We start from the raw sequence: 3,516 nt of genomic DNA on the forward strand, positions 1-3,516 counted from the left end.
CTTCCAACAATCTGTTTAGAAAATAATCATATCGGTTTTTACTCACAAAAATGGCGTTAAAGGTGGCGTTTTTTCATGCTTTGAGGGGGACAATTCACAGTTTCAGTTTGTTTGATTTTTTCTATCAGTAGGTTGGCCGTATTCTATACCCATGTTGTACCAATAACAGTAAATAGCTGATCTATTTTACTGGTTAAAACAACTCACTTCCGCGTTGTAATTTTCGTAAAAGGAACAACCATTTACGTCAACTTACGCCTTGAATTAAGCTGTTTTCCCTGCGGAAAATTTAGATCACATACTTAATGTAATTGGTATTACCTTGCTGACTTTGCATCTTGAAGTATCATGGGTATAGATGTAGGAATTGAATTACTCACTAAGGATCGGCTTCAAAATTACTTGCGCTTTTGTTTTCAACATAACCCGTCATTTCAGGCTTTTTGAAAACAATTTAGCGCAAGTTGTTGTGTAACGATCACTAAATAGGGAAACAAACTATGCTACAAAAAACAGAAAACTATAAGCTGGTAACAGGTAAAGATGATGCAGAATTTTGTTACCGTATCACTAAACTATTAGCGGAAGGTTATGAGTTATATGGCTCTCCCTCTATCGCGTTTAATGGCGAGCATATGGTCGTTGCACAAGCGGTTATTAAACAAGGACCCCAACTGGTTTAATATATCGCCCCCTTAACGGGAGATAAGCTCTCTCCCGTTCTATCAAAAAAGTCGTTTTATCCAGCTCTGTAACCTGCCTAAATACTCATGCCACGCAGCCCGTGTTTTATCAAGTTGATAAGCACTTGGGATGTAATAATAGCTTGGTATTTCTCCAATACGATTTTTAGCTCTAAAATGAGTAGGCGCCGCGATGGGTGCTGTGCCATATTTGTAAAAAAGGTTTAATGCTCTGTCCATATGGCTTGCTGAGGTGACTAATACTGATTTTTTACCGCGTATGATCTCAGACATCTTTTTAGCTTCATCATCAGTATCGAGGCTTTTATCTAAGCGAATAATATTTTCTACTGCAATACCCATAATAACAGCGAGTTCTTGGAGCATCTGTGCATGTGATTTAAGATCGCCAAAACCAGATCCTGACACCACCAGTGTTGCGTTCGGGTTACTCTGGTAAAGTCGTAGCGCTTCCATAAAACGATTATTAGCAACCGTCGAAAGCTGGCTGTTGACGGGTAGACTAGGATCAGCAATGCCTCCAGAGCCGAGCAGCAGAATATAATCGAACGCTTGGTTGCTATCTAATTGCAAAATAGGCAGATGTTTACGCTCAAGCGCATGTGTCATCTTTTCTGCAACAGGCATTAAGCTCAGCACAAAAATAAAAGTAAAACTACACACTAATAATAGCTTTGCGATTTTTTGTTTGCGGGTAAAAAAGAGTAAAATAAGTGCGATCAAAAAAAGAGAAAGAAACAGTGGTAGGGGCATTAACAATCCACCTATCCATTTTTTTAGTAAAAATGACATCTAATTATCCGTATAAAATGTGTAGAGACGTTGTACCATTTTGCTTGTAATTTGAGTAAATAGGCAGTCACTGCTCAGGATTAAACCTACGTGATGATAAGATGTTAGCATCTGGCTTAAGGTTATACCATTGAACGATCATGTGTTTACCCTCAACTTGCTCTGCTTATTGGTATTAAAGTATAAAATAGAATCAATGAATTACAGCTATGTGAGCCCTAAACTCATTGCCATGCTATCGCTTGAAATTTATTTAAAGCATCAAGTTTCTGGCAGATGTTCTTCATGTGGAATTTAACCGTTCGTTCTGATCTTTCCATAATTTGGCATGTTTCCCAGTCGCTTTTTCCTGCAGTACACCCGTTAATAACTTCAGTTTCTCTTGGTGTCTGCCAAATACTTTGACGCGCTAGAAGGTTTGAACTGTGGGGATGAGGGATTGAATCTTATCTAATGGCTTATTGCCCGATCCTATTGAGACGATATTGGAACTAGAAATGATAGAATGTTTAATATTTCCAAAGCTAATGCTGTTTACCAAATTATAGTTTTTAGCTCTAAAGTTTATTGAGTAAACCGCAATTTTGTTCAATAACGTCTCTTTTTTCTTGTGTATATTGTGAAACATTGTAATTACTTTATACACATTCAAGAGACGAGTTTTTTATGTTAACAGCGATTATATCCATGTTTATTTTTGCACTGATTGGCGCGATATCTCCTGGTCCAGTTAATATTATTGCCACAGGCTCAGGGGCTGTTTTTGGTTTTAGGCGAACCATTCCACATGTATTGGGCGCAACAGTCGCTTATACCTTAATTGTATTTATGGTTGGTCTTGGTTTAAATAGTACATTAGCGAGCTTCCCAGAAGTAAGTCATGTGCTTCGGTATGTGGGCAGTGTATTTTTACTGTGTATGGCTTATAAAATAGCCACTTCTGTGCCTATTTTTTCTGAGAAAATATTAACAGGAAAACAGCCCCCTTCATTGATTGAAGGAGCATTGGCGCAAGGCTTGAATCCTAAAGCTTGGTTAGTTTCCATGTCGGGAGTTAGTTTGTTTGTCACTGCTCATTCGCAAGCGACACTTTATTTGTTCATTTTCTGCCTTATCTCTTTTACGGTATGCTTACTTGGAATATCGACTTGGGCTGCTATTGGACACAGTATTCAAGGCCTTTTATCAACGAAAAATCGCCAGATAGGGTTTAATATTTTGATGGGGTTGATGTTGAGTGGTACAGTATTTTTAATATTATTTAGCCATTAATAGAGGCCTTGGATGAAACAAGATAAAACCGTGTTTTTCAAAAAAAGCGAAGTGTTGCCTTTTGTTGAAATGCGTCAAGCTTCTTTATCAGCCGCTTGTTATCATGCTCACTCGCATGATGAATTTTCCTTTGGTGTGATTGATTCAGGTATTGCTGACTACCATAATTTACATCGACACAATCGAATTGGTGTTGGTGATACTGTCACCATCAACCCTCATGATGTGCATTCATGTAATCCCATATTAGGTGACTGGTCATATCGCATGTTGTTTGTAGATATAGATTGGGTGATCCGATTGCAATCTGAGATGTTGGGCATTGAACAGAGAGATCATCTGCCATTTTCTGATATTTTAAATCGTTCAGCACAAGCATATCAGCAGTTTCATATTTTATTTACGAGTCTGTTAAGGGAGCCAAATCAACTTGTTGCTGAAAGTCTACTGATGCAATATCTACAACAATATTTCTTAGTTAAAGAATTAGAAAAACCTGATTCATTGAATATCCGTAGAGTTAAAGAGTTAAAGAGTTAATATCAGACCAGTTAAATATTAACCACTCGTTAAATGATTTAGCAAAAGAATCGGGTTTAATACCAATCTGCCTAAGTAACTGATCGTTTTTACTGGTTTAAATTACTAATATCTGCGTTGCATTCAATCGCAATAGCCGGCTATTACTCAATCATGCGCCTTGACCTTAGTCATTTACCCTGCGTAAAACCTGATCATTATATTAAGC

At 37.6% G+C, this 3,516-nt stretch carries 5 protein-coding genes; 3 read left to right on the top strand and 2 right to left on the bottom strand.

The genetic code is table 11. The features are described from left to right. Positions 1–500 precede the first annotated feature (500 nt). The gene (locus G322_RS0118105; protein ID WP_022943098.1) at positions 501–683 is read left to right on the top strand and encodes a DUF1737 domain-containing protein; all 183 of its coding nucleotides are present in this window, start codon (positions 501–503) and stop codon (positions 681–683) included. Between the two features lie 42 nt (positions 684–725). Here the strand turns inward: G322_RS0118105 and G322_RS0118110 are convergent, their stop codons facing one another. Both G322_RS0118110 and G322_RS24945 read right to left on the bottom strand, forming a co-directional pair. Then, a complete protein-coding gene (locus G322_RS0118110) occupies positions 726–1,496 on the bottom strand; it encodes an ElyC/SanA/YdcF family protein (RefSeq protein WP_022943099.1) in 771 nt (256 codons plus the stop codon). 224 nt (positions 1,497–1,720) lie between these two features. Then, positions 1,721–1,936: a helix-turn-helix domain-containing protein gene (locus G322_RS24945; RefSeq protein ID WP_084683788.1), complete on the bottom strand. Its 216-nt coding sequence runs from the start codon at positions 1,934–1,936 to the stop codon at positions 1,721–1,723. A gap of 226 nt (positions 1,937–2,162) precedes the next feature. Between G322_RS24945 and G322_RS0118115 the strand changes: the two genes are divergently transcribed. Together G322_RS0118115 and G322_RS21985 are read left to right on the top strand one after the other, a co-directional pair. After that, the gene (locus G322_RS0118115; RefSeq protein WP_022943100.1) at positions 2,163–2,768 is read left to right on the top strand and encodes a LysE family translocator; all 606 of its coding nucleotides are present in this window, start codon (positions 2,163–2,165) and stop codon (positions 2,766–2,768) included. 12 nt (positions 2,769–2,780) lie between these two features. Then, positions 2,781–3,308, top strand: coding sequence for an AraC family ligand binding domain-containing protein (locus G322_RS21985; protein WP_022943101.1), 528 nt, complete (start codon positions 2,781–2,783; stop codon positions 3,306–3,308). Positions 3,309–3,516: the final 208 nt, after the last annotated feature.

The sequence above is a fragment of the Psychromonas hadalis ATCC BAA-638 genome, from assembly GCF_000420245.1.
GTDB lineage: Bacteria > Pseudomonadota > Gammaproteobacteria > Enterobacterales > Psychromonadaceae > Psychromonas > Psychromonas hadalis.